At 39.3% G+C, this 26,359-nt stretch carries 25 protein-coding genes and 1 pseudogene; 11 read left to right on the forward strand and 15 right to left on the reverse strand.

What is annotated here, in order from left to right:
- Positions 1 to 332: 332 nt before the first annotated feature.
- The 4 genes and pseudogenes from M313_RS0121425 to M313_RS0121440 all read left to right on the forward strand — a co-directional run bounded on the left by M313_RS0121425 (position 333) and on the right by M313_RS0121440 (position 4,049).
- Positions 333 to 1,808, forward strand: coding sequence for a glycosyltransferase-like membrane protein (locus tag M313_RS0121425; RefSeq protein WP_010200085.1), 1,476 nt, complete (start codon positions 333 to 335; stop codon positions 1,806 to 1,808).
- Complete coding sequence (locus M313_RS0121430) at positions 1,792 to 2,172, forward strand: GtrA family protein (RefSeq protein ID WP_010200086.1); 381 nt, start codon at positions 1,792 to 1,794, stop codon at positions 2,170 to 2,172. Before M313_RS0121425 ends, M313_RS0121430 begins: the two co-directional genes overlap by 17 nt.
- A 42-nt stretch (positions 2,173 to 2,214) precedes the next feature.
- Positions 2,215 to 3,160, forward strand: a pseudogene (locus tag M313_RS24320) (glycosyltransferase family 2 protein).
- A 178-nt stretch (positions 3,161 to 3,338) separates the two neighbouring features.
- The gene (locus M313_RS0121440) at positions 3,339 to 4,049 is read left to right on the forward strand and encodes a MerR family transcriptional regulator (protein WP_010200090.1); all 711 of its coding nucleotides are present in this window, start codon (positions 3,339 to 3,341) and stop codon (positions 4,047 to 4,049) included.
- Between the two features lie 338 nt (positions 4,050 to 4,387).
- Here M313_RS0121440 and M313_RS0121445 read toward each other — a convergent pair whose 3' ends face one another.
- From M313_RS0121445 to M313_RS0121485, 9 genes are all read right to left on the reverse strand, one after another.
- Complete coding sequence (locus tag M313_RS0121445; RefSeq protein WP_010200092.1) at positions 4,388 to 5,878, reverse strand: anti-sigma factor; 1,491 nt, start codon at positions 5,876 to 5,878, stop codon at positions 4,388 to 4,390.
- The gene (locus M313_RS27100; protein WP_157182537.1) at positions 5,859 to 5,999 is read right to left on the reverse strand and encodes an RNA polymerase sigma factor; all 141 of its coding nucleotides are present in this window, start codon (positions 5,997 to 5,999) and stop codon (positions 5,859 to 5,861) included. Before M313_RS27100 ends, M313_RS0121445 begins: the two co-directional genes overlap by 20 nt.
- On the reverse strand, positions 5,989 to 6,282 hold the full coding sequence (locus tag M313_RS26535) for an RNA polymerase sigma factor (protein ID WP_234946593.1): 294 nt from the start codon (positions 6,280 to 6,282) through the stop codon (positions 5,989 to 5,991). Before M313_RS26535 ends, M313_RS27100 begins: the two co-directional genes overlap by 11 nt.
- Positions 6,283 to 6,579: 297 nt before the next feature.
- Positions 6,580 to 7,143, reverse strand: coding sequence for a thioredoxin family protein (locus tag M313_RS0121460; protein WP_010200096.1), 564 nt, complete (start codon positions 7,141 to 7,143; stop codon positions 6,580 to 6,582).
- Between the two features lie 99 nt (positions 7,144 to 7,242).
- Positions 7,243 to 7,734, reverse strand: a complete 492-nt coding sequence (locus tag M313_RS0121465) for a hypothetical protein (protein ID WP_010200098.1) — start codon at positions 7,732 to 7,734, stop codon at positions 7,243 to 7,245.
- Between the two features lie 291 nt (positions 7,735 to 8,025).
- Positions 8,026 to 8,532 (reverse strand): SRPBCC domain-containing protein, encoded by a 507-nt coding sequence (locus tag M313_RS0121470; protein ID WP_010200107.1) that lies wholly within the window; start codon positions 8,530 to 8,532, stop codon positions 8,026 to 8,028.
- Between the two features lie 122 nt (positions 8,533 to 8,654).
- Complete coding sequence (locus M313_RS0121475; RefSeq protein ID WP_010200109.1) at positions 8,655 to 8,873, reverse strand: hypothetical protein; 219 nt, start codon at positions 8,871 to 8,873, stop codon at positions 8,655 to 8,657.
- Positions 8,874 to 9,003: 130 nt separating this feature from the next.
- Entirely contained in the window at positions 9,004 to 9,765 is a 762-nt protein-coding gene (locus tag M313_RS0121480) for a TerC family protein (RefSeq protein WP_010200110.1), read from the reverse strand.
- A gap of 121 nt (positions 9,766 to 9,886) precedes the next feature.
- The gene (locus tag M313_RS0121485) at positions 9,887 to 11,341 is read right to left on the reverse strand and encodes a spore germination protein (protein ID WP_010200112.1); all 1,455 of its coding nucleotides are present in this window, start codon (positions 11,339 to 11,341) and stop codon (positions 9,887 to 9,889) included.
- A gap of 217 nt (positions 11,342 to 11,558) precedes the next feature.
- Between M313_RS0121485 and M313_RS0121490 the strand changes: the two genes are divergently transcribed.
- Entirely contained in the window at positions 11,559 to 12,494 is a 936-nt protein-coding gene (locus tag M313_RS0121490) for a S66 peptidase family protein (RefSeq protein WP_010200113.1), read from the forward strand.
- 478 nt (positions 12,495 to 12,972) lie between these two features.
- Entirely contained in the window at positions 12,973 to 13,338 is a 366-nt protein-coding gene (locus tag M313_RS0121495) for a DUF3889 domain-containing protein (protein ID WP_010200114.1), read from the forward strand.
- Positions 13,339 to 13,439: 101 nt separating this feature from the next.
- Here the strand turns inward: M313_RS0121495 and M313_RS0121500 are convergent, their stop codons facing one another.
- Positions 13,440 to 14,381 carry a Ppx/GppA phosphatase family protein gene (locus M313_RS0121500; RefSeq protein WP_010200116.1) on the reverse strand — a complete coding sequence of 314 codons (942 nt, stop codon included), beginning with the start codon at positions 14,379 to 14,381 and terminating at the stop codon, positions 13,440 to 13,442.
- Positions 14,382 to 14,532: 151 nt separating this feature from the next.
- On the opposite strand from M313_RS0121500, the gene M313_RS0121505 reads away from it, so the two are divergent.
- Positions 14,533 to 16,653 carry an RNA degradosome polyphosphate kinase gene (locus M313_RS0121505; RefSeq protein ID WP_010200117.1) on the forward strand — a complete coding sequence of 707 codons (2,121 nt, stop codon included), beginning with the start codon at positions 14,533 to 14,535 and terminating at the stop codon, positions 16,651 to 16,653.
- A gap of 38 nt (positions 16,654 to 16,691) precedes the next feature.
- Here the strand turns inward: M313_RS0121505 and M313_RS0121510 are convergent, their stop codons facing one another.
- Positions 16,692 to 19,772, reverse strand: a complete 3,081-nt coding sequence (locus M313_RS0121510) for an efflux RND transporter permease subunit (protein WP_010200118.1) — start codon at positions 19,770 to 19,772, stop codon at positions 16,692 to 16,694.
- Positions 19,773 to 19,866: 94 nt separating this feature from the next.
- Here M313_RS0121510 and M313_RS0121515 point away from each other — a divergent pair, with 94 nt between their 5' ends.
- The 3 genes from M313_RS0121515 (at position 19,867) to M313_RS0121525 (ending at position 21,413) form a co-directional block, all read left to right on the forward strand.
- Positions 19,867 to 20,712, forward strand: coding sequence for a TetR/AcrR family transcriptional regulator (locus tag M313_RS0121515; protein WP_010200119.1), 846 nt, complete (start codon positions 19,867 to 19,869; stop codon positions 20,710 to 20,712).
- Positions 20,713 to 20,847: 135 nt separating this feature from the next.
- On the forward strand, positions 20,848 to 21,015 hold the full coding sequence (locus M313_RS26030) for a hypothetical protein (RefSeq protein ID WP_010200123.1): 168 nt from the start codon (positions 20,848 to 20,850) through the stop codon (positions 21,013 to 21,015).
- The gene (locus tag M313_RS0121525) at positions 21,015 to 21,413 is read left to right on the forward strand and encodes a type II toxin-antitoxin system VapC family toxin (protein ID WP_010200126.1); all 399 of its coding nucleotides are present in this window, start codon (positions 21,015 to 21,017) and stop codon (positions 21,411 to 21,413) included. The genes M313_RS26030 and M313_RS0121525 overlap by 1 nt, the downstream gene beginning before the upstream one ends.
- 432 nt (positions 21,414 to 21,845) lie before the next feature.
- Here the strand turns inward: M313_RS0121525 and M313_RS0121535 are convergent, their stop codons facing one another.
- Together M313_RS0121535 and M313_RS0121540 are read right to left on the reverse strand one after the other, a co-directional pair.
- Positions 21,846 to 22,394, reverse strand: coding sequence for a DUF2812 domain-containing protein (locus tag M313_RS0121535; protein WP_010200132.1), 549 nt, complete (start codon positions 22,392 to 22,394; stop codon positions 21,846 to 21,848).
- Positions 22,394 to 22,729, reverse strand: a complete 336-nt coding sequence (locus M313_RS0121540) for a PadR family transcriptional regulator (RefSeq protein WP_010200135.1) — start codon at positions 22,727 to 22,729, stop codon at positions 22,394 to 22,396. Before M313_RS0121540 ends, M313_RS0121535 begins: the two co-directional genes overlap by 1 nt.
- Positions 22,730 to 23,394: 665 nt before the next feature.
- On the opposite strand from M313_RS0121540, the gene M313_RS0121545 reads away from it, so the two are divergent.
- Entirely contained in the window at positions 23,395 to 24,165 is a 771-nt protein-coding gene (locus tag M313_RS0121545; protein WP_010200137.1) for a TerC family protein, read from the forward strand.
- Between the two features lie 258 nt (positions 24,166 to 24,423).
- Here M313_RS0121545 and M313_RS0121550 read toward each other — a convergent pair whose 3' ends face one another.
- Positions 24,424 to 25,494, reverse strand: a complete 1,071-nt coding sequence (locus M313_RS0121550; protein WP_010200139.1) for a serine hydrolase domain-containing protein — start codon at positions 25,492 to 25,494, stop codon at positions 24,424 to 24,426.
- Between the two features lie 635 nt (positions 25,495 to 26,129).
- Positions 26,130 to 26,342: a bacteriocin immunity protein gene (locus M313_RS0121560; protein ID WP_010200143.1), complete on the reverse strand. Its 213-nt coding sequence runs from the start codon at positions 26,340 to 26,342 to the stop codon at positions 26,130 to 26,132.
- Positions 26,343 to 26,359 lie beyond the last annotated feature (17 nt).

Here is a 26,359-nt window from a genome sequence, read left to right on the forward strand (position 1 = left end):
GATTGTTTTTAATCAGTTTAGGGCCGTTCAGAAAAAATTGCAATACTAATATTTCGGGATTCGAATAAAACTCCAATCTGGTTTGCAACCCATTTTTGATTGTTTGTGTTTAACCAATACCCATTAAAGGTATTGCCAAATAAGTAGTTTTCCTCCTCTATTTTCACCTACTAATCAAGTACTTAATACCTAGCGATATTGCTTATTTCTTACTTAATTTTGTGATATAATCTATTAGGTTCTCAGATTACAAATAAAAGGAAGCTATTGAAAATGATACTATTGGAGAAAAACCTTGAAATTTTCATTTGTTGTTTGTAGGAGGAAAAGCTTTGCGTTTTGATATTATACATTTTCTCGAAAAAATTATTTATGTAATATATTTTGCTGTTATAGCTTTGCTTGTAGGCATCAACGTTTTTGTGAGTAAAGGGCATCAATCAATTGGTCAATTTACTCCCAGCTATTATGAAGCAGTTACGTTTATTATTGCTTTAATGTTCCTAGTGGGTATTTTTCGTTTTCGGTACCCTATTTTAAAGACTATTGCTAAAATGCCCGCTCCCATTTGGGTCGGCGGATTTTTAATAGGAAGTCTACTTTTACAGCTTACAATGTCAAAGCTCTTTGTGGTGCACCCTACTTGGGATTTCGGTTCATTGGTTAATGCAGCGAAAAAGTTTATTGATAGCGGTGAGGTTAGTAATTATTTTTCGATTTACCCGAATAATGTATTTTTGTTTTGCATACTTGTGATTGTTGGGAAGATATTTACTCCTGATCTCATAACTTATATGCTTTTTAATAGTTTCATTATTTTAGTTAGTCAATACTTAATTTACCGCATCGCATCAAAAGTAGCCGGGAAAACAGTTGGAATGATTAGTTTAGCTGTAAGTGTATTGTTTTTCCCATATATCTTTTTTGCGCCTATTGTTTATACAGATACTATTTCCCTTATTTTTTTATTACTTCCTTTAAATCTACTAATTGACCAGAATGGTAGATTTAAAAATAATATCTATATTATATTTGCATCATCAGTAGTATTTGCTTTTGGTATGCTACTTAAAGGTTCTCTAATTATTTTCGTTATTGCATTTGGAATTACTTTGTTACTTTCTATGAAAGGTTGGAAAAAGGTATATTTTATAATTCCTTTCATTGTTCTTTTCGTGGTTAAAATACTTTTTAATGCCTCTCTTTATCAGATGGATATTCTTGATAAGGAACAACAGAAGAAGACCAGTTTTCCTGTTTCTCATTGGCTTGTCATGGCTCAAAATGGGGATAGATTAGGAAAATTCTCAGAAAATGACGTAAACTGGACGCTGGGATTATTGGAGGAACACCCCCGGAGTGAAGTTTCAGCAGTTCATTTTGAAGAGTTAAAACAGCGTGTTGCTGAAAAAGGTGTCTATGGAAATTTAATATTTAATTTAGAGAAGATCAAGCATACATGGACAGATGGAACTTATTATTCTTTAAACAAATTAAGAAGACATCCACTTGAACCTGAGAATTTTCAGAGATTGGTTGATTATAAGTCTGGCGAATTGCTGCAAGGGTTTGCTAGGGTGCAGCACTTGATTCTTTTAATGGGGTTGCTCTTTGTTTTTCCTTTATTGAAGGAAAAACAGACATTCGTGACATTTTGTATGTTGGCGATTATCGGATACTTCTTTTTCTTTCTGTTATGGGAGACAAGATCTCGATACCTTGTAAGTGTCACTCCTCTAATAATTTTACTAAACAGTATGGCGTATTTCAGAGTAAAAGGGGATTCAATAGATGAAAAGACTCCTTAAATTTGGAACTGTTGGGGTATTCAATACCCTTATTACATTTGTCAGCTTCACCATCCTTTATTTCTTAGGATTTAATTATTTGGTGGCTAATGTTATTGGATATTGTTTGGGTGTCATGAACAGTTATTATTGGAATAAAAAATGGGTGTTTCAAGATAATAGGAAAACGGTCAGCATATTTTATAAATTTATTGCGGTAAATTTGCTGACCCTTGGAATTCAGACCTTATTTCTTTTCTTATTAGTTAATACAATGGGACTTCAACCCGTCTTGGCAAATTTAGGTGCTATTGGAGCAAGCTTATTTATTAATTACTTTTTAAATGCAAAATGGACGTTCTTTCAAGAACAGAAAGTCAGATAGTGGAGGTTACTATGCGAGAATTAAATTTCAATTGTTGTACCTATGTATTTTGAAGAAGAGGTAGCACAGGAGTGTTATAACAGGCTAAAAGGCGTTATGGATGCTGAAAATATTCGTTATGAATTCATTTTTCATCAATGATGGAAGCACAGATCGGACGCTAGACATATTAAGTGACATTGCGAGTAAGGATCCTCAGGCGAAAGTAGTCAATTTCGCGCGTAATTTCGGACATCAAACAGCGGTAACCGCGGGAATCGATTATGCAAATGGTGATGCTATCGTAATCATCGATGCTGATTTGCAGGATCCCCCTGAGGTTATCCCAACTCTTATTGAAAAATGGCGTGAAGGATTCGATGTTGTATATGCCAAACGGAAAAAACGTACTGGAGAAACGAAATTTAAACTACTAACAGCAAAATACTTCTATAAATTCTTGAATTATATGTCAGATATTGATATCCCTAAGGATACTGGAGACTTTCGGTTAATCGACCGAAAAGTTGCGGATGTATTTAAGCAGATGACCGAGAGAAATAGGTTCGTGCGTGGAATGTTTTCCTGGATTGGTTTTAAGCAAACATTTATCGAATATGAACGTGACGAGAGATTTGCCGGTGAAACAAAGTACCCATTAAAGAAGATGATCAAATTTGCGTCTGATGGGATCATTGCCTTCTCCACCAAGCCTTTGAAAATAGTCATGTCACTTGGCTTCTTTTCTGTCCTCGTATCCTTCGGGGTATTGGTATATGCCATTTTAGTTAAGCTTTTTGGTCAAGAGGTAGAATCAGGTTGGGCTTCCATCATGGTCGCAATCACCTTTTTTAGTGGCATTCAGCTTCTAGGCATGGGAATAGTGGGCGAATATATTGCAAGAATTTATGACGAAAGCAAAAATAGACCTATCTATATTGTTAGAGATACCGTGAATATCCTAGAAAATGATGCATCTAAAGTTAAACAAAGTTTTGAACTAGAATAAATGCAGAAGATAGCATTCGGAGTAGCCACTCCAAATGCTGTTTTTTTGCTCTAGAAAGTGAACTTTAAAAAAATTGCGTAATTATGGGTTGGTTTAACCATTAACTCTATATTTATAGCCGATATACCCCTTGCCAAAATACTATAAAACCCTCATATTTAAATGTAGGAGGTGCGATATGCGAAACGATATACAACCTAATGAACGGGCATATTCGACCAAGGAAGTTGCGGAAGAAGTGGGGATTGCCACCCCTACTGTACGGAAATATGGACAGATACTAGAGCGGAATGGATACGAGTTTTTAAAGGATGGGGACAGACGAATTTTTGTGGAATCGGATGTTAAAGCGCTTGTAGCGCTGCGCGATACGGACAAGCCTCTCGACAGCACGGCACGCGATATAGTAGAGCAACAAAAAGATCGCTTGGAAAACACATCGCAAACAGACATAGCGCTACCCGATACGAGCGAAACTTTACCAACCGATCCAAACCAGATTAAAGAAGCCTTTAAATACTTAGTGAATGAACTCGCTGCAGCACGGGAGATGAATATCCAGCTTAAGAATGATATGTCACATATCAAAACAACGGTCTCTCAGCTTCAACAGGATCATCATTTCATTAGTTCTAGCATTGGAAATACGGCACAAAAAACGAATAACAAGATTGAGAAATTAACAGAACAACAAAGAGAACATTATGAAACTCTTTTAGAGCAGGAAAGAAAAAGAACAGAACTCTTACAAGAAGAAATACAAAAAATGCGCGACGAACAGAAAAGAGAATGGGTATCTCAGAATGATTTTAATAAGCGTTTACAAGAAGAGATGCAAAAGCGGGATGGCGGCAACTGGGCTTGGCTGTTTTCTCTTTTTAAGAAATAAACACTCCAATAGAACGTTTGGTATCCTTTATAGCAGCGTATCGGTGGGCGATATGCCAGTAGTAGGAGTGACAAAGTTTTTACATATTGAACAAATTTTTCATATCGGTGCACGATACGATATGAAAATCCAATAAAAAAACCCGCCTATGACACAGTAAATGTTATCATAGGCGGTTTTTTTGATATTTTAGTATTTTTATGTCAAACCGTGATCTTTCCCGCTATTATAATTCTACAATTTCCCGAGAAATATCTTTAATTTTCGTATTTTCAACACCGTTTATCGACATTATTTCCTTTAGCACCCTTCTATTTCAGAGCATCAGGACAAACATGTCACCACAACATAATCTCCTTCTCCTTTTCAAACCATTTTGTAACACTTGTGATATCTAGTTGATAGTTAGTTATGCTATTAGGCATGTTTGTCTGAATAATGAAGGTCCCTTCATTGGTGACCGTTGTATTGATAACTTCTTTGGTAACCCATTCCTTATCGGTATTAACTTCCACTATAAAGCTTTCTAGATTACTAATGGTTGTTTTACCTATAATGGAAACCAACTTGGAGTTAGCGGTATCCTCCTCTATTGTTACTGATTCAACGGTCCACCCATTTTCATTCGTTTCCTCCATCCCCTCAGTCAAAGCAAACTGAGTATTTTCCGGTTCTTCTATTCGAAAACCTTTTAATTTTAAAGTCAATGCTTCACTTCGAGGCAGATTTTCCGTAACATTCATACCTTTTACTCGATTTGCAAACTCATACTCAAAGGTAAAAGACTCTCCCATATGGGATGCTACATTTACACCATCGATCAATAATTCCTCACCAGCACTATTCACAATGCTAAGCTCAGGCATAATCATGGGTGTTAACTCTTCATTATCTCGCGCTTTCATTATTTCTTTAAGCTGATCCCTTTTGTCCTTTGTATACTTCGCATAAAATTGCAATTTGTGCGCATTGGTGGAAAGCTCCCACTCTATTGGACCTGCATTAAAATCATCATACATAAAATCAATATTATATGAGTTGCTTTTAGTAAGTTTCTTTGCCTCTGTAACATCAATTGGAATTTCTAGCTTCCACTCTCCTTCTTGCATGAATAAATCTTTGAATTCAATCTGAGCTCGAAACGTATCAGGAAGAGGAAGTTCATCATTTTTAGCAGGCTTGATCACGACTGAGTTTTGCGTCCAACCATTGCTACCTAAAGAAACTTCACTTTGAGGCAACTCCTGTCCATTTAAATCCACTATCTTCCCGCTCGGCGGCAAGCTCTCATAGTCATCCCCTACCTGACTTAAATGATTGACATTAAGTTTCTTTAAAAAATCTTCTAACACCGCTTCCTTGGGTTTTAATCTATAAAAAACTTCTATTTTCAGTGGACTTGCTCTTACATCCGTCACTTCCAGCAGTACTCCTTCATCCTCTACTGAATACAGCTCTTCCTTTTCTTCTTGTACTACAGGAGTCTCCGAATTTCCTGTATCGCTTTTCTCCATGTCACTTAAAAAGGATGCACCTAAACCAAATGCGAGGACAATACTTGCCGCAGTCAGCAATTGATAGGGCCAGTTCCATTTTTTCTTTTTTGGCTGATAAGGTTCAAGTTTGCTTAACACTTCGTCGTCAAATTCAGAGGGCAGCACAGTTGATTGAATGGCTGCTTGTAAAAAAGCATCCTCTTTCTGGAGTGCGGTCACCACTTCGCGACACGATGGGCAAAACTCCAAGTGTTTTTCCACATGCTTCTTTTCCTCCTGAGACAGCACATCATCCACATAAGCAGCCAGCTGATTAAATTCGAAACATTTCATGAAAATAGCCACCTTCCTCGCGTTTCAACTTTTCCCTCAAGCGATTTTTTGCCCGGTGAATTCTGTTGGCAACTGTGTGTACGGGTATGTCCAGCACTTCTCCAATTTCCTCATAAATCAAGTCGTTCGTATATTTCAGAAGGACAATGAGGCGATCCTTCTTTTTTTAATGTGGCCAATAGGTTTTCCAACTGCCTGTATTTTTCTTTTTGAAGATAAACGACTTCCGGGGTTAGACTCCCGCCACCAGTTTCATCCGAGTACTCCACCGTTTCTACTTTCTTTTTGCGAAAAGTATCCATGCAATGATTGACCGAAACCCGGTACAGCCAGCTTGCAAAGGTCCCCCTTTCGGTCATATTTATCAAGCTGCCCATACACTTTGATAAAGCACTCCTGTACAAGATCCTTCGCGTCCTCCGGATTTTTTACCATCCGAAGCACTATCGCAAAAATCCTATTCTTATATCGATTTATAAATAAATGCAAACGCCTGCTTATTCCCGGCAAGCACCTGCTCCAACAAAATAAAGATCATCTTGTTGTTCCACAAGCTCATCCCCCTTACCTACTCAGTATAACGTAATGGAAGACGAGAAAATTTCAGGAAAAAGAAAAAGAATTCTGGGTTGTAGGGACAAAGATGCAACAAAAAAAGTAGCACGCGGTTAACTTGTTTAACCTCGGGCTACCTAAATCTACTATTTCTTTTCCATTATGTTCGTTAATGTATTCTTAAAACTATCATATACGTAGGTCCAAAGGATTTCCTCGCTCATATATCTCTCCCTTAAAGTAGCAATGATTTCCTTCTGCTTTTCTGCAAAAGTAGGATCTTCCTTTGGTGGCAACGCACCGCGGAGTTCATCCACGATTTGTTGTACTTCAGGGGCACGCGGTCCCCATTTCCCTAGAAGCTCTCCTTGTTCGTTCAAGATCAAAATCATCGGTATTGCTCGTCCTCCATTTGTTAGATGACGGTCAATCAGGGTCGTATCAGCATCTCTTAAAGCAACACGGAATTGAATATCTGCAGCCTCAGCCAGCTTACGAATCACTGGATTGATCATCATGGCCTCGCCGCACCAGTCTTCCGTAATGGTTAGGAAGTGCAGAGACTGAGTTTCCAGCTTTTCTACCAATCCATCATTGGGCAATCGGAAGTTTTCGTAAACAGTAAAGCTTTCTTCTTTTAATGTACTCATTTCATTCATGTATGTTTGAATGGATTTTCCTTCTTGGAAAAATTGTTGTTCGGTTTTCATAGTGAAACCCTCCTCAATATAAAGTAAGCTTCATATATATCATAATTAAAGTAAGTGGTAGTCCATTATAAATATTTTACTGCATTTGCTGTCATTCTTCTAATCTTCCGGTTCCCAAAAGGCAATATCATCCCCTGGCATGGCAACCACTAACCATCCTTCTCCATCATCATCTCCAGCTTGCCAGCACTCGTAATGATCATGATGTCCGTTAACGTACAAGGTTTTTTCGTCTTCAAAATGAATAAGAAGGTGTGGTTCCCTTTCCCCTAAGGACACATTGACCACTTTTTTTCTCCTCAGTTCGATAATATATTGGTACATTTCTTCTTCTGAAATTGTCGGGATATCCTGGTTGTACACCGGTTCCACTGTAAACACCGCCCACTTACTTTCCATATTTACCCAAAGAGTAAATGGTTGTTGTCCTAAAGGCTGTAGATGAATAAAGCGAATCTTTATTGATCCAGGGCCAATTCCAAATTCTAATCCATATAAACGACTACCAACACTGGTGATGAGTATTTTTGAAAAAACATTCTGCATTTGTTGCAAAGAAAGCGGGAAGCAAGAATGAAAAAGGATAGCCATATTGAGAATCATTTTGTGCAAGGGAGCTTTTGATTAGATAGTTGAGGGGAATTTTTAAGCGGAAATCGAACCTTTTTGTATACTTCAGAGGTTTTTGGTGTAGTTTCAGCGACCTTTTTGGATAATTCTCCTCACTACTTGATCACTTACTCCTTCCTTCATATATTTGGTTTCCTTCCTTTAAGGAAGGAGAATCATCAGAGTACGGGAACATTTATTCGGTTCGCTAAATACTTGAAGGGATACCTAGGTATCCCTTCATTCTCAGTGTTTCTTCCAAAATATATTCTCTTAACGAGACGAAACATGCTCTTCCAAACGATCCCAAGTTTCTTTAATGCCATGCTCCATTCCCATTTCCAACACCGTTTTCAAAGCTTCTGGAGATTCATACTCTGCGCGATTTACAAGCTTTGTCTTGCCGCCATGCTCCTCAAACGACAATGTGGATAATGTTGCAGGCATTTCCGAAGACTCATTGCCTTCTGCATCTGAAAAATAATCGATGTATTCGATTTTTTCATTTGGAACAATTTTTTTGTAAACTGCTTTTCCCCAAGATTCAAATCCAAAAAAGTCGCCTTGGCTCTCATCCACACATTTCATGCAATAATGCCAAACGCCACCTTCTCTAAAGTCCAAATCGCAAACTGTCAGCTCCCAGCCACGTGGTCCCCACCATTGCCTTAGATACTCTGCTTCTGAAAAAGCTTTAAATAATACGTCTTTAGGGACATTGAATTCACGCTCTAAAACAAGTACGTTTCCTTCCACTTTTGAGATCATTTTGGTTGTCATATAACGGTCCTCCATCAATTTTGGCATAACGCTACATGAAGAACGGCATATAAGAGGTGGTTTGTCCAAACCTTTCCCCCTCATATCGGCATTTCTTCTCCCTAACTATTCGGCACCGCTCTTTAATATCCTTCTTTTTCAAATGCATCCAAAAGCCAAATGGCAAGATCATAGCAATTCCCGGTCACACCAAACCGCTCTCTATCCTCCTTCATCTGAGATACAGAACGCTGTTTTGGCTTGTTTACTTGAGCATGATACACCCACAATTTCATCAAAGTTTCCATCTGAAAAGTCGAAAATTTGTCCCAGATGGAACGGATATAGATTGGTGGCTGCATAGGCTGTACACCTGTCCTTTCTTAAATCAGCTAAGTTCCATTACAATTAATTTAACAAAAACAAGCGCTCGAGGTAAATTATAGGAATAAGAAAAAAAACAGCCCAAAGTTTTGAACTGTTTTCTTCTGATCAATTTATTACTTCTTCTTCCTGTCTCTTTGAGAAAAACCAGCCTCCTGCTGCGATCAGAAGCAAGACAACGTAGAACGTTACTTTCCACTCTGTGGATTTTGGGAACGTTTCAGGTAAGATGCCTAATTGAGGATGCGCTAAAGTATACACTAGCAGCTTTACCCCAACCCAACCGACAATGAGGAATGCTGCAATTTCAAGACCTGGTCTAGACTTCAGTAAGGCAACGAATAAGTTAGCTGCAAAACGCATGATGATTAGTCCAATCAATCCTCCTGCAAATATCACCAGAAATTTTCCGCCGTCCAACCCACCAATGGCAGGAAGCGGGGTATCCGGAAGTGTTACAGCTAGTGCAACGGCGGCTAGAATCGAGTCTACAGCAAAAGCGATGTCTGCTAACTCCACCTTAATGACCGTCCCCCAGAAACCAGCCTTCTTTTCCTTTTCTTTTCTTACCTTTTGTTTCTTAAAGACATATTTTCGAAGGATATGGTTCAGTGAAATGAAAAGGAGATAAATGGCACCGATTGCCTGTACTTGCCAAACATCCACCAAAAATGAAATAGCAAACAAAGAACCAAATCGAAAAACAAACGCACCTGCTAGTCCGTAGAACAATGCTTTTTTGCGCTCTTTTTCCGGTAAGTGCTTTACCATGATTGCTAATACTAGTGCATTATCTGCTGCTAAAAGCCCTTCAAGTGCTATAAGCAACAGCAAAACCCATGTGTATTCTAATAAAATGGATACGTCCATCATTAATCCTCCTAAAAGCTGTTGGCTTATCACTAGCGTTTGCAACATGAGTAACTTTTAGTGATGGATGATATAGGTATCCGGCTATCCAACTAAAAAAATGGCGTTAACCTTCTCACTACTACTTACCAACAGCATTAGGAAAACCATGCTTACCGTTGTTTATTTTTTCTAACCTGCCTCTAAAAAAAGTATCTTTGAATTCCTCTATACGAAAAGGGATAATTGGTGTCAAGTATGGTACGCCAACGGAGCGAAGGAAGACCATATATAAAATTAAGATAGTCGTCCCAATAACTATTCCAGTAATTCCAATGAAATTTCCAATCCATAAAAATGCAAAACGCAGTGTATTTGTAGGGGCTGCCATCTGTTTAGAGGCAAGTAAAAGGCTGGTTAAGTATGTAATAGCCACTAGTATAAGGCTAAAAGGGTGTATTATTTTCGCAGATACTGCGGTTTCTCCAATTGCTATAGTAGCTAACAAAGAAACAAAAATAATCGCACTCTGAGGGATTCGAAAGATAGCATCAGCTAATACGGTTAGTAAAAAAAATAACACAATCATACTCCAAAATGGGGATAGTAGCTCATCCCCCTTAAATAAAGTTTCAGCTACATTCTTGGGTACTTGATCTGAATAGAATTTAGACACTACAACATAAGCACTTGGTATGTATATCGTCAAAATAAAGCTAATCAACCTTATTAAACGAATACTAAAACGTCCAAACTTTTGATTGTATTCATCTGGAGCTTGAAGGGATGATACAAACAAGCCTGGCAAAATGATTCCATATGGGGTCCCATCTACTAACAACACTACTTTGCTATCATATAAAGAGGAGACAACCACATCAGGACGTTCTGTGGTTTCAGACATATTAAACAAAAAATCCTTGGAAGGGTCCTCCATAGCTTCTTCAATCAATCTTGCCTCTAATACATAATTAACTTCCAGCTTATCTATGCGCCTTCTAACTTCCTTTAATACGTCTTGGTCCACGACACCTTGAATATAAAGGATCGATATCGCAGTTTTGGAAAGGCTCCCGATATTCTTCGTGTCTGTACATAAATTAGAAGTCTTTATCATCCCACGCAGTAAGCCAATATTAGTATCAAGTTTTTCTGTTAAACCTACCATAGCCCCCTTCGGAGAGCGTTCACTCACTACTTGTTCCAAACTTCTTTCTTTCATCTGAGGTGTTTTGGCAATGATACCACTAGCATAGCCATCTGTTAATAAGATGGTATGTCCATCTAGAATACCATCTGCTAATTCTTCTAATGTGCTGGCGACACTGATGCCTGCTATTTTAATGACTTTTTGAGCAATATTTTCCATGCAAAAATTTTCCCACTCTATTTTTCCCTCAATTTCTAAAAGAGGTTCAATTATCTGGGTCTCAATTTTATCCGTATTCACCATTTCATCTAAATACACAAGCGCCATATATAATGTATGTTCAGTACCAACTTGTAACTTTCGAATGGAAAGAGAAGTTGTTTGATTAAAACAATTTTGGAGAACTTTGATATTATTCTCGAGAGTAGAATGAATGGGCTTTTTCATATAGCAATCACCTTACAAATATTAGTATGTTGTGGGGGGTCGTTCCTAATATGCTCGTAGGAAGTGAAACTATACTAACTAAAGAAATTTGTTACTTTAAGTTAATTAACTAGCAGCCAGTAAGTTTTTTACTTTTCAGCCCTTTTCCCTTTCTCTTCTCAAAAAAGAAGCACATTCATATATATAGAAATAAAACGATTTTTGAGGAGCGAGGTATATGGCTATTAAACCACTTGCGCTTCAAAGGGGAGATACGATTGGTTTAGTTACTTTGGGGAGTCCCCTTGATGCGACGACGATAAATACGAGGGTGCAATACTTTAGGAACATGGGGTTTAACGTTGTTTTTGGAAAGTACGTGTATTCCATTGATGGGATTGTGTCCGCTCCTGCTGACAAAAGGGCTGAGGACCTCATGGAGATGTTCAAGAATCCGAATGTAAAGATGATCCTAGCGACTCGCGGCGGAACAGGTGTACAAGGGATTCTTCCCTATCTTGATTATGATTTCATCAGAGAAAATCCTAAGTTAGTTTCTGGTTACAGTGATATCACCGTCCTGTTGAACAGTCTGAATCAGTTTAGTGATCTCATTACTTTTCACAGTCTGATGCTTATTGATTTCCGGCCAGAAACTCCCGCTTATAATTTCAGTCAATTTTTTGCAGCTACCTCTACGTTTACCTCTCCGCGTGCTATTATTAATCCTCCGGAAGTTGTGCGAATGGGAATAAACCCTGGAAACGTGACCGGGCCGATTGTTGGAGGAAATATTACTTCCATTGTTAACACACTTGGCACGCCGTATGAAATCGATACAAAAGATAAAATTCTTTTCCTAGAGGACACGCATACACCAGCCAATATGATCCTTCGCTACTTCACCCAATTGTCGATGGCAGGCAAATTCAACGATTGCCTCGGCATCATCATGGGGGAATGCACCAATTGCCCAGTGGCATATAACACGTCCTATGCTGATTTAATAAATTCGGTTCTCGTTCCTACCGGAAAGCCATTGATCACCAACTTCGCCACCGGACATGGCAGATTTAAGGCAGCCATTCCTGTTGGGGCTAGGGTGAATATGAATGCTACGAATAATACGATAACGGTGATGGAGCCTGTGGTGTCGTGGGGACAGGCACCGTGATTGAGTTTCGGGTAGGCGTCGTGGGGACAGGCACGGTGACCCTGCTAGGACATTCAATAGAACTCAAGGATTTCATTGTAAATATATGGATTTTCGTTAATTTGAATCGTTTTATTGAATAATTGGGCGGTTTTATTGTATACTTTGAGTCTTTTATTGAATAATTCGACTCGTTTATTGTATAATTCAGTTCGGCTCATCTCGCCTGGAAATCCTAACCAACAAATTATTGCAACTCCTCTGTAAACTCACCATTATTTCAATATACCATGCCAAAATAGTCGATATTTGTCCCCTCTCCCCCATCCCTTGCCAGAAAAAGATAAAAATAAATTTATTCAAACGTTTGTTTTAATTTTTCTATTTTAAAATAGTGGCATCGTAGGGACAGGCACCGTAACCCACCCTTTATATTTCCTTACATAAACTAAAATCCTTACCTTTTGGACACGATAAGTGCTAACTGGAGGGATTATCGATGAAAAAAATTACCATTTTTTCATGTGTGGCATGTATCTCAGCCCTATTAATAGGGAATCAACCTATTCAAACAGCTGAGGCCATACAACTTTCAACTCAACAAGTCCCAAGTTACGCAAAGTGGGGACAGCTCGCAATGAAGCGAACGAAGGAAGCCTATCCAAAAGCGGAGATTGTGGACTATTCTCATCTGGGCAGACAGGAAGGACCGATATTAACAACGGAAAAGTTTAGATTGTGGTTAAAAGGTGCGGATAAAGAGTTCGGGGTCAATGTGACGATTAGTTTTTATAAAGAGACGGAGGTGGTTAAAGAAGTTAAGTTGGAAGAAATAAAGCGGAAAGCAAAGAGTAAAAGGCCTTAGATAGAGAAGCATTCAGAAGGCTTCGTTGAAAAAGGAATGCTTACAAAACAGCCTACTCACTTTTATAGGTGAAAAGGCTGTTTATTTAAGCTCAAACGTAATTAAAGGTAAAAACGGGTCGACTTGCCTGTCCCCTCATCACCCATTCGATACCTCCCCAACAAAATGCCATCTCTTAAAGATCTTTTGCTGAAGTGGAAATATGGAGCTTGGGTTATTTGAGTTATGGCAGCGATTGTTTCGATACCTGGAAGGATGATGTCTTTTCTTTTTTTTGAGAGTCCTGCTACTTTGGTTCGCTCATTATGTGATAGTAGGGCGAGCTCTCTGGCGATAGAGTTAATTTCTTCCACTTTCATCTCTTGCTCCAAGGTGCTGTATTTGGCTTGATACATTTTCCCTAAGTTACGAGCGGTTCCTCCAATTCCGATCACTGGATGCTTAGCATCTGTAATCCAAGATAGCGATTGGAAATTAGAAAAGAGAAATGCGCGAAGCTTCTTTAACTGTTTACTAGATACTTGTTTTGTCGAGGTAAATTCATTGTTTAATGATACAGCACCAAAGGAGAAGCTATGATATTGCACCATTTCTCGATTGTGAAACAAGGTGACTTCCGTGCTTCCCCCACCTATATCAATTGTCATCCCGTCCTTTATTGCAATGGAATCAATCACTCCCAGAAATCCGTAATACGCTTCCTCGTACTCACTCAGGACACTAAAAGAGTAACCTGTACTCATTTTAATGATCGATAAGATTTCTTCCTGATTGACTGCTTTTCGAATCACAGCTGTTGCAAACCCAATGACTTCTGAAACTCTTAAAGAATCTATTACCTGTTGAAATTGTTTCAGTGTGTTGATAATAATGTCAACACCCTCACTGTTTAAATGTGCATCCGTAGTTAAATGATTCATGAGCCGTGCCGCAACTTTATCTTTTTTTATTTCTTCATAATTTCCATCAGGATGTACTTTATAGATGGCTAACCTAATTGAGTTAGAGCCTAAGTCAATTAGTGCTACAATTTTTTCTTTCACTTCTGTTTGACACCGTCCTTATTGGGTAGGGATTTCACTATTATACAGAACTAATAGAATATATTAGAAAATTTTACATGAATTTCATACAACTTTAACATTGATATGATAGTTTAATTGGTAGCTGGAGAGAGAAGGAGATGCAGATTACGTGCAAACATCCACTGATAACTCAGAAACGATTCAATTAGACAATCCATCCTTTTACAATAATAGAGAGTTAAGTTGGCTTGACTTTAACTATCGGGTGTTACAAGAAGCAATGGATGATCGAAATGCATTATTGGAACGGTTTAAATTTCTGTCTATTTTCAGTTCTAATTTGGACGAGTTCTTTATGGTGCGTGTGGCTGGTTTACTTGATCAAGTGAAGGCGGGTTATAATAAACCAGAAAATAAGGCAGGTTTAACTCCAAAAGAACAATTACAAGCCGTTTCTAAAGTCACTCATGAACTTGTACAAGAGCAGGACCTTGTTTTTCTAGAACAATTAACCCCCTATTTACTAAAAGAAGATGTAAAGTTTGTGTCTTTAGAAGAGCTTTCTCCTAAACTATTATCCTTTTTAGAGAATTTCTTCGATGAACAAGTTTTCCCTGTACTAACTCCTATGGCGGTGGATGCCTACCGTCCTTTCCCTATGTTATTAAATAAATCCCTTAATCTAGCAGTGGTAATTGATGAAAATGTTAAAGATAAAAAGAGGCTTTTCCCATTTGAAGGTCATTTAGTAATTGTTCAGGTTCCATCTGTCATTGATCGCTTTATCGAATTACCGCAAGAAGGAAATCAACGGGTTTTCGTTCTATTAGAAGAAATAATATCCTCTTTCATCAGTAAACTTCTAGTAGGATACCGTGTAAAATCTGTCACTCCTTTTCGGATTACACGCAATGCAGATTTGAATTTCCATGAGGACGAAGCAGATGATCTGTTGTTTGAGATTGAAGAAGAGTTAAAAAAACGAAAAAGGGGTGCAGCTGTCCGGTTAGAAGTACAACATCAACAAAGTGATGAAGATGTGATTGCATATTTGAAGTCAGAACTAGAAATCCATAATAAAGACGTTTATAAAGTTAGGGCTCCACTAGATTTAACATTTTTATTTTCATTCTGTAAAACAATCCAAAAAACTCATGAACACATTGGGACAACAAACCATGTTCCTCACTTTCCTGTTGATTTGGAAGGGGAAGGAGACATTTTTGAAAGAATTCGTAGAAAAGATGTACTTTTGCATCATCCTTATGATTCCTTTGAACCAATCATTGACTTTATTTCACGCGCAGCAGATGACAAAGATGTATTAGCCATTAAACAAACCCTTTATAGAGTAAGCGGAGATTCTCCCGTTATTGGAAGCCTAAAGCGTGCTGCGGCAAATGGAAAACAAGTTACAGTACTTGTGGAATTGAAAGCTCGTTTTGATGAAGAAAACAATGTTCAGTGGGCAAAAGAGCTTGAAAGAGAAGGTTGTCATGTTATTTACGGTATGACTCATTTAAAAACACATAGTAAAATCACCCTGGTGGTACGACGTGAAGAAATGCGAATCCAAAGATATGTACATCTAGGGACCGGGAACTATAATGATGCAACAGCCAAGATCTATACTGACATGGGGCTTTTGACGGTTGATAAGAAAATTGGCATTGATGCGACTAACTTTTTCAATTATCTAAGTGGGTACATGGGAAAACCGACTTACCATCACTTTTCCGTATCACCATTTGGGATTAGAGATAGCTTTATTCGACTTATTAATGATGAGATTCGTTTTCAAAAGCAGTCGGGTAATGGACGGATTATATTAAAGATGAATTCATTGACCGACAAATCCATCATCAAAAAGCTATATGAGGCATCCATTGCAGGGGTCAAGATTGACTTAATAGTAAGGGGAATTTGCTGCTTACGACCAGGCATAAAAGGAGTAAGCGAAAATATAACTGTACGGAGCATCGTAGGTAGATTTTTAGAACACACAAGAATCTATTGTTTTCACCACAATGGCGAAGATAAAATTTTCCTATCATCCGCTGATTTGATGACCCGCAATATGGAAAATCGCGTGGAGATTTTATTTCCCATATTAAGAGTCCATCTAAAAAAACGAATTCATGAATCCCTGAACCTCATGCTAAAAGATAATTGTAAAGCACGAGAACAGGGAAGTAACGGAAAGTACCAATATGTTAAAAGAACAGAGGACGAAATAAAAATAGACAGTCAACAATATTTAAGTGGGGCACCGTGCCTTCCAACCACATAAAAAAGAGGCGCCCACCCCCGGACGCCTCTTTCCTCTATCTAATTCTCCTGCACTTCCCTACGATTCTTCTTAAACATCTTCGACAACACTTCATACACAATCGGCACAATAATCAGCGTCAACAGGGTTGAACTGGTCAGTCCACCTATAACAGTAACACCGAGTCCTTTGGAAATCAGGCCTCCGCCACCGTCGATTGCTAGTGGAATCAGTGCTCCAATGGTTGCGATAGCTGTCATCAAGATTGGGCGTAAACGGGTTGCGCCTGCTTCTAGGATCGCTTCGCGCATCGTCAATCCGTCACGTTCCATGTGGATGATCCGGTCAACAAGTACGATCGCGTTCGTTACGACGATACCAATGAGCATGAGTAGGCCCATCATAACTGGAACCGAAATTGTCTCCCCTGCCAGCAACAGGCCGACAAAGGCACCGATTACGGCAAATGGTAAGGAGAATAGGATCGCAAATGGTGCGACTCCTTCACCAAATGTCACAACTAAGATGAAGTAAACGATCGCAATCGCTGCAAGCATCGCAAGTCCGAGCTGTGTGAACGTTTCTTGCATGTCTGCTGTCACGCCGGCAACTTCCATTGTGACGCCGTTTGGAAGTTCCACGTCACTGATGGCGTCATCCACTTCTGCCGTAGCTTTGGAAACGTCATCGCCAATGACCGTTCCGCTGACAGACGCATAGTATTCACCTTTTGATCGAGCCAAGGTATTCAGCGTAGTACCTTCTTCTACTTCCACAAGCTCTGATAAAGGCATCGTTGTTCCCATGGCTGTCGGAACTTCTGTTTCTACTAACTCTTCAATTGATTTTGGCTGCTCTTGTTGTTCTTGTTTTACAATGACATCAAGGGTTTTGCCGTCTTTTTCGACATTCGTCAGTACTTCTTCAAATTGCGGGCTGAGCATCATCACGATTTGACCTGCTGTCAGACCGTATTGAAGCAACTCATCTTGACTTACTTTCAACGTATGCTCGACATAGGCTTCTTCAGCAGTGGACGAAACATTTTCGAGTGAATCTGTTCCGCTCATCGCGTCTTCTACCTTTTTCACGGCTTCATTCAAGTTTTCAAGGTTTTCACTTGAGAACGTATAACTGATCTCGTTAGATGCCATCGCTCCTCCAGTTGCGAAGTTTTGGCTTTTCCATTCTCCGGATTGACCGATATTGAACACATAGTCTTCCACTTCCGTTCTTGCTTCAGGGAAGTTTTCCATGTCTTTGTCAAAAATAAGGTACATCAACACACCATCAGAGCCGCCGCCCATCATCGCCATCTGCTCATTGGCTCCGTCTGTGACAGAAAGCTGGACAATATCAATATCGTCCCGTTCCATCATCGCTTTTTCGACTTCTTCTACATTTTCCAGGGTCTCTTCTTGAAGCTCCCCTGCTTCTGGTGTGTACGTTAAGTACATTACTTTTTCTTCTTCGCTTCCTAAAAAGCTGAATCCGATAAGCGGTGTCAGTCCAAGACTTCCTACCAATAAAACAACCGCAATGATAGAGGTAATGATTTTATGGTTCAAGGACCAGTTCAAGGCACCTTTGTACCAGTTTGCAAGCTTGCCAACTTCCTTATGGCCGCTTTCTGTCTTTTCGCTATAAAGCTTTTTCTTGAAAAGGAAGTGCGACATCGCAGGCACGATGGTTACTGCCACAATCAGGGAAGCACCAAGCGCGAAGGTCATCGTCAAGGCGAACGGCATAAATAGCTCTCCAACCATTCCGCCAACGAAAATTAACGGAGCAAATACAGCAACCGTAACAAGCGTCGACGAAAGAATAGGCTTGAACATTTCAAGCGTTGCTTCCCGAACTAGTTCGCGTCCAGTTAATTTTTCTTCCTTCAGATGCAATCTGCGGTATATATTTTCCACAACTACAATGGAGTCATCGATAACACGACCGATTGCGACCGTCACGGCTCCAAGTGTCATGATATTCAACGTAATATCCATCCAGTTTAAAAGTAAAAATGCCATGAAAATCGACACCGGAATGGACACGATGGAAATTAGGGTGGATTTGATATCCCTTAAGAATAGAAGGATGATCAATATTGCAATCGCACCACCAAACAAGGCTTTTTCTACCATCGTTGTAACGGATTTCTCGATCGGTTCCCCTTGATCAAGCGTTACATCGACCACTAAACCGTCAATACGTTTTTCTTCTTCTTCCATTAACGACTTAACATCGTTCACGACATCCACTGTGTTTGCTTGTGGATGCTTTAAAACTTGGATTGCGATAGCGTCTGCTCCGTTCGTTCTGGAGACAGATTCCACCTTCCCAATTACTTCGATTTCAGCTATATCACTTAATTTTACAAAAGGAACTTGAACCGTTTCGGACGGAGTAACAGGAATCAGCATTTCCTCCAGTTCCGCTGCGGTCATGAATTTGCCGTCAACAGAAACCGCTTCCTCTCCCTCTTCAAATTCGTAAAGGCCCAAGGAAACATCCATGTTGCTTGCTTGGATCATCTGTTTGACGTCGTCTTCTGTTAACCCAAATTCTGTCATGCTCTCTGTGTCATACCGAAGCTCGACTTCTTCTATATGCTGTCCAGCAATGGTCGCGGACGCAACGCCTTCAAGCTTTTGGATTTTCGGAAGCAAGGACTCTTCTACAGTTGCCGAAAGTTCCACGATATCCTCTGTTTCACTGCTTGCACTTAAGGCAACAACAGGCATCATATTCATGCTGATCGAGTTTACCATTGGTTCTTGGGCACCCTCAGGAAGTTCCACATCATCCAATGCTGAAGCTAACGCTCGCTTCGCCTCATCCATATCTGTTCCATATTCATATTCAATCTGTAAGTTTGCCATGTTGGAATACGAGTTGGAATAAACCGCTTTTACATTGTCTAATCCTTCCGCCACCTGTTCAAGCGGAATAGAGACATCCTCCATCACGGTTTCTGGTGTAGCTCCAGGATAAACATCCATCACCATCAAAAATGGGATTGAGATATCTGGAATCGTTTCCGTTTTCATCTTTGTACCGGAATAGATCCCTGCTACGGTAATAATAATAGTCAGTAACCATACTGCCAGCTTATTTCTAATTACAAAATTGACTAACCCTCTCACGGTTGCACCTACCCTTTTATTGACTTTATATACTCCATTTCATATACTAATGACTATCCGGTCATATGTCAACGAATTAGATAGGAGAAAACACATGTCTAAAAAACAGCAAATCATGGAGAAAGCCACAGAACTTTTTGCAAAACAGGGATTTGAAGCCACTTCCATTCAACAAATAACAGAGCAATGCGGCATATCCAAAGGGTCTTTCTACCTGTCTTTTAAATCAAAAGACGAATTGATCATGGAGATGCTTGACCACTTTTTTATGGAGGTCACAGCGGAAACTGACCAGTTAGTCAATTCCAGCAAAAATGATGCCAATCTACTTTTCAAATTCTATAAATTGATGTTTCATTTTTTCGCAAAACACGCCGATTTCGCAAAAGTTCTCATAAAAGAAATGCCCCACTCTTTGAACCAGGAATTACTGATAAAATCTCGGACCTATGATATTCAGACGTCGAAGAACATTTTGGACATGGTGGAGAGTATCTATGGGGACAAGGTTCAGGCAACCAAATTTGACCTTGTCTACTGTATAAAGGGATTTCTTCGAATTTATTCGGAGCTGTTTCTTTTTTACGAGGTGGAGTTGGACATGGATTTACTATGTCAGTCGCTCGTGGAAAAAACGGACAGTTTGGCGAAGCATTCTAACATTCCTTTTATTACGGAAGACCTGGAGTATTATTTGAAAAATGCTGATAAGATTGGGGATTCTGATTCTAAGGAGGACGTGCTTGCTTTGATGGATCGGTTTGCCGGGGATATGGAAGATGTGGTGGTTCGCGAATCGTTGCAAATGCTGCGGGAAGACATTATGGAACCTTCACTGCCGCTTGCAGTTCGAAAAGGCTTGATTGAGAATGTGCGGGTCCGCGCTGACGGGAAGTGGCTGGCGTTGGTGTTGGATCGGTGGTTCGAGGGTGGTTTTTAGAGACTAGGCACCGCGACCCGCTGGGGGTCGGTGTGCCCGTCCCCTTAGCCCAAAAGGAAATAGTTGTAAACTTACTTTTTCTTTTCTTTTATAATAAGTGATTTTTGGCCATCCTTATTGCAAGGAGGTGTATGGATGAAAAGGGAGGATAATCAACACATGCCAAACCAATCTCCACCCATTGATTCAGAAAAGGAACTTCCATTTGAGGAGCAACTTAAACTGTTATCAAAATCCATCAGTAATAATAATGCTATCACCAACTCAGACCAAATTTGTCGTGAAGTTAGAGGTAAAGAATAATGACATTCCACTATCTTGAGGATTATTGCATCTTTGGTAAAGATTATTCTGAGGATGCTTTTTTCTTAGACACTAATTATCTTCTAGCATTTACTACCCCTGCTCACCCACACCATCTGTCTACGATTATACATACAACTTTTTTACTCCAGCAAAAAGCCAAACTTTTTATCAACGAAACAGTTCTTTCAGAGGCATTAGATGTTTTAGCTCGAGGATATTATACTGAGGAACAATTTGAGCTTTGGAAAAGCAGCGAGGAGCACGCAAATTGGTTAAGACAGCATCGAGGTACTAAAAAGGAGTACAAAGATAAAAAAGATGAAATTCGAAGCACATTTATTGAAAAAATAGTGAAGAATCACGAGAATCCAGAACTTCTAAAGTATTATAATTGAAAATCTACTGAACACTTAGAAGGACTTATTCAGTCAAGGTTGTTCCATATCTCCAAAACTACTGTCTCCAAAATTGAGACCAGTTTTAAATTCGCTCAAACCATCCCATTACAGTCTAACGACGCTTTTATTGCTGCTGCCTACCACTCTGCTAATCTGCTAACTTTTGATAACGATTTTAAAAAAGTCACGTTAAGTGACAATACAAACGGGAAAGAGATAAAAGTATTCACTTTAAAGATGACAAATAACTTTTTGTACGGAAAGCGATCTCATAGACTAATGAATACGCTAGACCCTAGTCTCAAAGAGGTGGTTGTACAAGCCGTAGGAGGCCACGACCAATTTTCAAAAAAGTTTGGCTGGTCCAAAGGGACAGGCACCGCGACCCATTGACGAGTCGGCGTGCCTGTCCCGTCAGCCCCCAATCCCCTATCTCTTCCACTTTCTCACCCGATACACATACCCCAAATAAGGCAGGCCAGTAAATATTAGGCCGATTAGAGCTAGTATTTCTATAATCGTAAAGGTCAGCTTGATTGGTGTTTCATAGGTTTGATAGAAGGATGCTGAGGTGAATAGATAGAACAAGGCTGCAAGGGCAATATTCACAAACAGCATCAAGAGGGCCGCCTTCCCCATCGACTTTTTCTCGATTTGGTACTTTTCTAGAATGGAAGATTGATCGGTATAGATTGGCGCAATGTCCTTTGGCGCACTGAACAGATGAATGTATCCGCCTGATGTTCCTTCATGCTTCCATCCAGCCTCTTCAAAGTATGCAAAGTAATCTTCGTCTGCTTCCTTTCGATAATCCAATGCATACTGCAATTCCACAGGGGAAGTCTTTCTCAACTTATATCCCAGAAATGAAAACTTCTCAAAGACCCAGCCTTTTCTAGCAAGACCTGCCAGCTTTTTCATGTCTTTTTCTTCATCAAATGCCAACCCACCACTTGCTACATATTTCGTTTGTGTCATTACTCCTTCACTTCCCCGTTTAAAATTTGCTTTGCGTGACGAATCATCATTTCTCGCCTTTGGATGTCTTTTTTCAATAAATCCAAGCCTTGTTTCGTAGCAATATAGGTTTTGCGTTTGTCCGCTTCCTCCGCCAATTGCTCAATCATCCCTGCAGCCAAAAGCTTCTTTATTGTCGTGTACATAGATGCCGGACCAATGGAAAATTCGTTGTTTGTCAGCTCTTCAATGTTCTTCATGATCAAATAACCATGCCTCGCCTCCACTAAGGAAAGCAAGATATAAAAGGAAGTATCAGTCAACTCCCCTGTCTCCAATGCATCATTTCTCGCCATCATTTCACCCCTTTGTATCATTTAATGATATATCATTAAAAATAATATATCGTTTAATGATATAGTGTGTCAACTACTTTTTGAACTGAGGGGACAGGCAAGCCCACCCTTAAAAATATTTCTCTTGCAAAATAATTCAGAACATAATATTATAATCTTAATAGCACATGAGTTAGTGCTACGCTCAATTTGAGCCTATATACTCCAAAGGGGAGTAGCTGACAGTTATGTCGACAATACGTGGTAGCAATATCACCGGCTTAACTGGCAACGTTAATGTTGTTTGCGAGACCTTTGCCATTATGGTAAAGGGATATATTTGTGTATATTCAAACCTTTACCATTTAGTTGGTAAAGGTTTTTTTGTATTTTCTTAGGAGGGATTAGCGATCTAAACTACACGATCGATAGCAAAGACAATCAAGATAAAAAAATCATTTAAAAGGAGAAAAGCGAACTTAATTGAAACACCTTTCTGAAAAAAATCTATTAGTCTGGTTAACTTTTATTGTTACCTTGAAATTGTATGCAGTATCGATTTTAACCTTGGACCTTCACAACCCGCCAAGATCATTGGCATTACCGTCATCACCAGCCATTTAAATGAACCTTGTTTTACATGATGGACAAAAATAATAGATTAATGGAGCGGAGGAAGATTATAGTTGGATATTGGATTATTGCTTGAATATGGTTGGGTGTTGCTCATTCTGATTGGACTGGAAGGAATTCTTGCGGCGGATAATGCGCTTGTTATTGCAACAATGGTAAGGCATTTACCGGAAAATCAACGAAAAAAGGCTTTATTTTACGGATTAGCAGGGGCATTTGTGTTCCGATTCGGATCCTTGTTCCTTATCTCCTACCTTGTACACATATGGCAGGTTCAGGCTGTAGGGGCGTTATATTTGCTGGGGATCGCTGTATATCATCTTTTGAAAAAGCATGTATTAAAGCCTAAGCTCCTAAAGCATGCGGAGGAAAAGAAAGGCTCCGGCTTTTGGATGACTGTTATAAAAGTAGAGCTGGCTGATATCGCCTTTGCTGTTGATGCAATCCTTGCTGCAGTTGCACTTGCAGTCATGCTTCCGACAACAAACCTTCCAACAATCGGTGGGTTGGACGGTGGACATTTCGCCGTCATCTTAGCAGGCGGAATAATCGGATTGGTCATCATGCGCTTTGCAGCTGGTTACTTTGTTACCTTGCTTGAAAAACGTCCTGGACTAGAATCTGCTGCATTCTTCGTCGTCGGCTGGGTAGGGGTAAAACTTGGAGTGTACGCACTTTCCCACCCTGAACTGGCAATCCTTTCAGAAGGATTTGCTAAAGGGGCTCCTTGGAAAATTACATTCTGGACTGTACTTGTGCTAATTGGGGTGTTTGGGTGGATTCTTTCCAAAGAGAAACCAAAGGTACAACAGGCGGAAATTTAATGTGGTGGGTTGCAGGGACACAGAGTCCTGCAACCCTTTTCTTCTTCCCAAAAAACTATTTCACCATACTATGCGTAAATAGTCGATATTCCCCGATGCACTGTCACTCCATATTTACCAACATCAAGAACGAAATTAATCAAACGTTTGTTTGAAAATTATTTTACAACAAAAACATACTGAAAAAGGTCTGAGGAAATTCTCCTCAGACCTTACTTTTTCGCATTAAAGTATAAACGGGGCGTCGTGCCTGTCCCCTCAACCCTCCAGTTCTATATAATCAATCAAGTAGTTTCTCAGTAATGCATAGTAAATGCTATAGTCATTGTCCAGAATTCGTGCTGTGAAAACGACGATTAAATCTTCTTCTGGAACGATGAATATGGTTTGCCCTTTATCTCCTGCTCCAAAGAAATATTCCTTGCCTCCTTCATATTTTCCTATCCACCACTGGTATCCGTAGCCGTCTGTGTATAAATACCTGCCATCAGAATAGATTTCGGTACTTTCCTCCACCCAACCTTCTGGCAATACTCTTTCTTCCTTCCAAATGCCATCGTGTTGCATAAGATAACCTATTTTAGCCAAATCATATGGGGGAATATGGAGACCTCTACCACCTTCATAGTGTTCTCCGTGCATTTCCCACTGGTAATTACTTATTTTTAATCGACTAAATAGATTTTCCTCTGCAAAGTCCAGCAATGTTTGACCAGTTGCCCTTTCTAAAATAATGGCTATTATGTCCGTCGTCCCCGAGTTATAAGTGAATAATGTGTCAGGTTCTTGCACGAATGGTTTATTTAGGACATAATCAATTATGTCTTTTTGTCCAAACCTAGCAATTTCAAAATCTTTATTCCATCGAAGCCCCGATCTCATCGTCAATAAATCTTTTATGGTGAGTGTTTTTAGTGTTTCATAATTTTCCATATTACTAATTTCAGGTATAAAATCTTCAATAGGCTGATTAGCACTTTCAATATGTCCGTTATGTATGGCCATCCCCATAAGGATAGAAATAACACTTTTTGTTACCGAATTGACCGAATAAATAGTGTCATTTGAATTTAATCCATGCCCATAATCTACTACGACCTTTCCTTCTTTTATGACAAGCATGGTGTGGATTTCAGGGCGTTTTTCAAGCGCATGATACAGCCCATTTTCCCTCTCGGGTGGGAAAACCACTACTTCCTCATTTGCAACCTCCCATGTTTCTTCCGGATACGAGATTTCTTCGGTGGAGGATGCTTTATTAGCGAAAGAATAATAACTTACAATTAATATTAGACCGAGCAACAGGACGACTCCAAGCGCTTTTTTCATCGCTTAACTCCTAACAAATAAATTTGTGTAAATTATTTTAAAAAGAAGAACAATGACTTATTCTCCTTTTTTCTAGTTATTTTATGGGGTTGGTTCTGCCACCACCAGAACCTCCTCCGGTACCTGGATCAATATGTACAGGTGTTCCTTGTGGGGTTACCACTAAATCACTTGTAACTAATTCCATGTTTATCACCTTTCTTAACTTAATTATATTGAATATTCTTCCTTTTTTGTATTGAGAAAATAATAAACTTTTGTACTATTAATCACACCGAATCTTTTGCTTTTTTTCAAATTTTGAAATAGTTTGTGGGGTAATTTTACTAGATCCGCCTTTTATTTTGGTTTTTCCCAAATAATAAAGCAAATGGCTTGAAGATTTTAATCCTCAAGCCTTAAACACTCTACCAGTTACCAATCGCTTCTTGAAAGCTGTCCTCTAATTACTCATCAAAGGAATTATACCTATCAATTTCTTTTAGCTAAATTCACCCTCTTTTGCGTCCAATAACCTTGTGAGAAGAACTCATAGAAATTTTTTGTTGTGTAGCCTCCTACTCTGTTCCATGCGATAATCGGGCATTCACGATTCTCCATTTTTATTCCGTATGCTTCCCAATTCCAATCCCCACCTATAAGTAAATGTTAGGTTTATAATTAAGTGCTCTGTTAACAATCTCTTCTGCACTTAATTCCTCCTCATTCCAAAATATCAGGTCACTTACATTGGGATGAGGCACACTTGCTTCTACCTTATCTATCAAATTGTCTAATTCTTCTTCTGATCCATCAGCATTTAAAATTTTCTCTACGATACTAACTAATTCTTCTTTAGTTAATTTCAATTAAGTTCCACTCCATT

The sequence above is a fragment of the Bacillus sp. m3-13 genome, assembly GCF_000175075.1.
In the GTDB taxonomy this organism is placed as follows: Bacteria; Bacillota; Bacilli; order Bacillales; family Bacillaceae_I; genus Sutcliffiella_A; species Sutcliffiella_A horikoshii_C.

Bases quoted from the DNA above. Each gene is read 5' to 3' on its own strand.
- M313_RS0121430 (WP_010200086.1), top strand. From the start codon at position 1,792: ATGAAAAGACTCCTTAAATTTGGAACTGTTGGGGTATTCAATACCCTT.
- M313_RS26030 (WP_010200123.1), top strand. From the start codon at position 20,848: ATGAAAAGGGAGGATAATCAACACATGCCAAACCAATCTCCACCCATT.
- M313_RS0121485 (WP_010200112.1), bottom strand. From the start codon at position 11,341: ATGAAAAAGCCCATTCATTCTACTCTCGAGAATAATATCAAAGTTCTC.
- M313_RS0121465 (WP_010200098.1), bottom strand. From the start codon at position 7,734: ATGGCTATCCTTTTTCATTCTTGCTTCCCGCTTTCTTTGCAACAAATG.
- M313_RS0121470 (WP_010200107.1), bottom strand. From the start codon at position 8,532: ATGACAACCAAAATGATCTCAAAAGTGGAAGGAAACGTACTTGTTTTA.
- M313_RS0121440 (WP_010200090.1), top strand. From the start codon at position 3,339: ATGCGAAACGATATACAACCTAATGAACGGGCATATTCGACCAAGGAA.
- M313_RS0121445 (WP_010200092.1), bottom strand. From the start codon at position 5,878: ATGAAATGTTTCGAATTTAATCAGCTGGCTGCTTATGTGGATGATGTG.
- M313_RS0121460 (WP_010200096.1), bottom strand. From the start codon at position 7,143: ATGAAAACCGAACAACAATTTTTCCAAGAAGGAAAATCCATTCAAACA.
- M313_RS0121540 (WP_010200135.1), bottom strand. From the start codon at position 22,729: ATGGCGAGAAATGATGCATTGGAGACAGGGGAGTTGACTGATACTTCC.
- M313_RS0121480 (WP_010200110.1), bottom strand. From the start codon at position 9,765: ATGGACGTATCCATTTTATTAGAATACACATGGGTTTTGCTGTTGCTT.
- M313_RS0121490 (WP_010200113.1), top strand. From the start codon at position 11,559: ATGGCTATTAAACCACTTGCGCTTCAAAGGGGAGATACGATTGGTTTA.
- M313_RS0121550 (WP_010200139.1), bottom strand. From the start codon at position 25,494: ATGAAAAAAGCGCTTGGAGTCGTCCTGTTGCTCGGTCTAATATTAATT.
- M313_RS0121515 (WP_010200119.1), top strand. From the start codon at position 19,867: ATGTCTAAAAAACAGCAAATCATGGAGAAAGCCACAGAACTTTTTGCA.
- M313_RS0121535 (WP_010200132.1), bottom strand. From the start codon at position 22,394: ATGACACAAACGAAATATGTAGCAAGTGGTGGGTTGGCATTTGATGAA.
- M313_RS0121495 (WP_010200114.1), top strand. From the start codon at position 12,973: ATGAAAAAAATTACCATTTTTTCATGTGTGGCATGTATCTCAGCCCTA.
- M313_RS0121475 (WP_010200109.1), bottom strand. From the start codon at position 8,873: ATGCAGCCACCAATCTATATCCGTTCCATCTGGGACAAATTTTCGACT.
- M313_RS0121525 (WP_010200126.1), top strand. From the start codon at position 21,015: ATGACATTCCACTATCTTGAGGATTATTGCATCTTTGGTAAAGATTAT.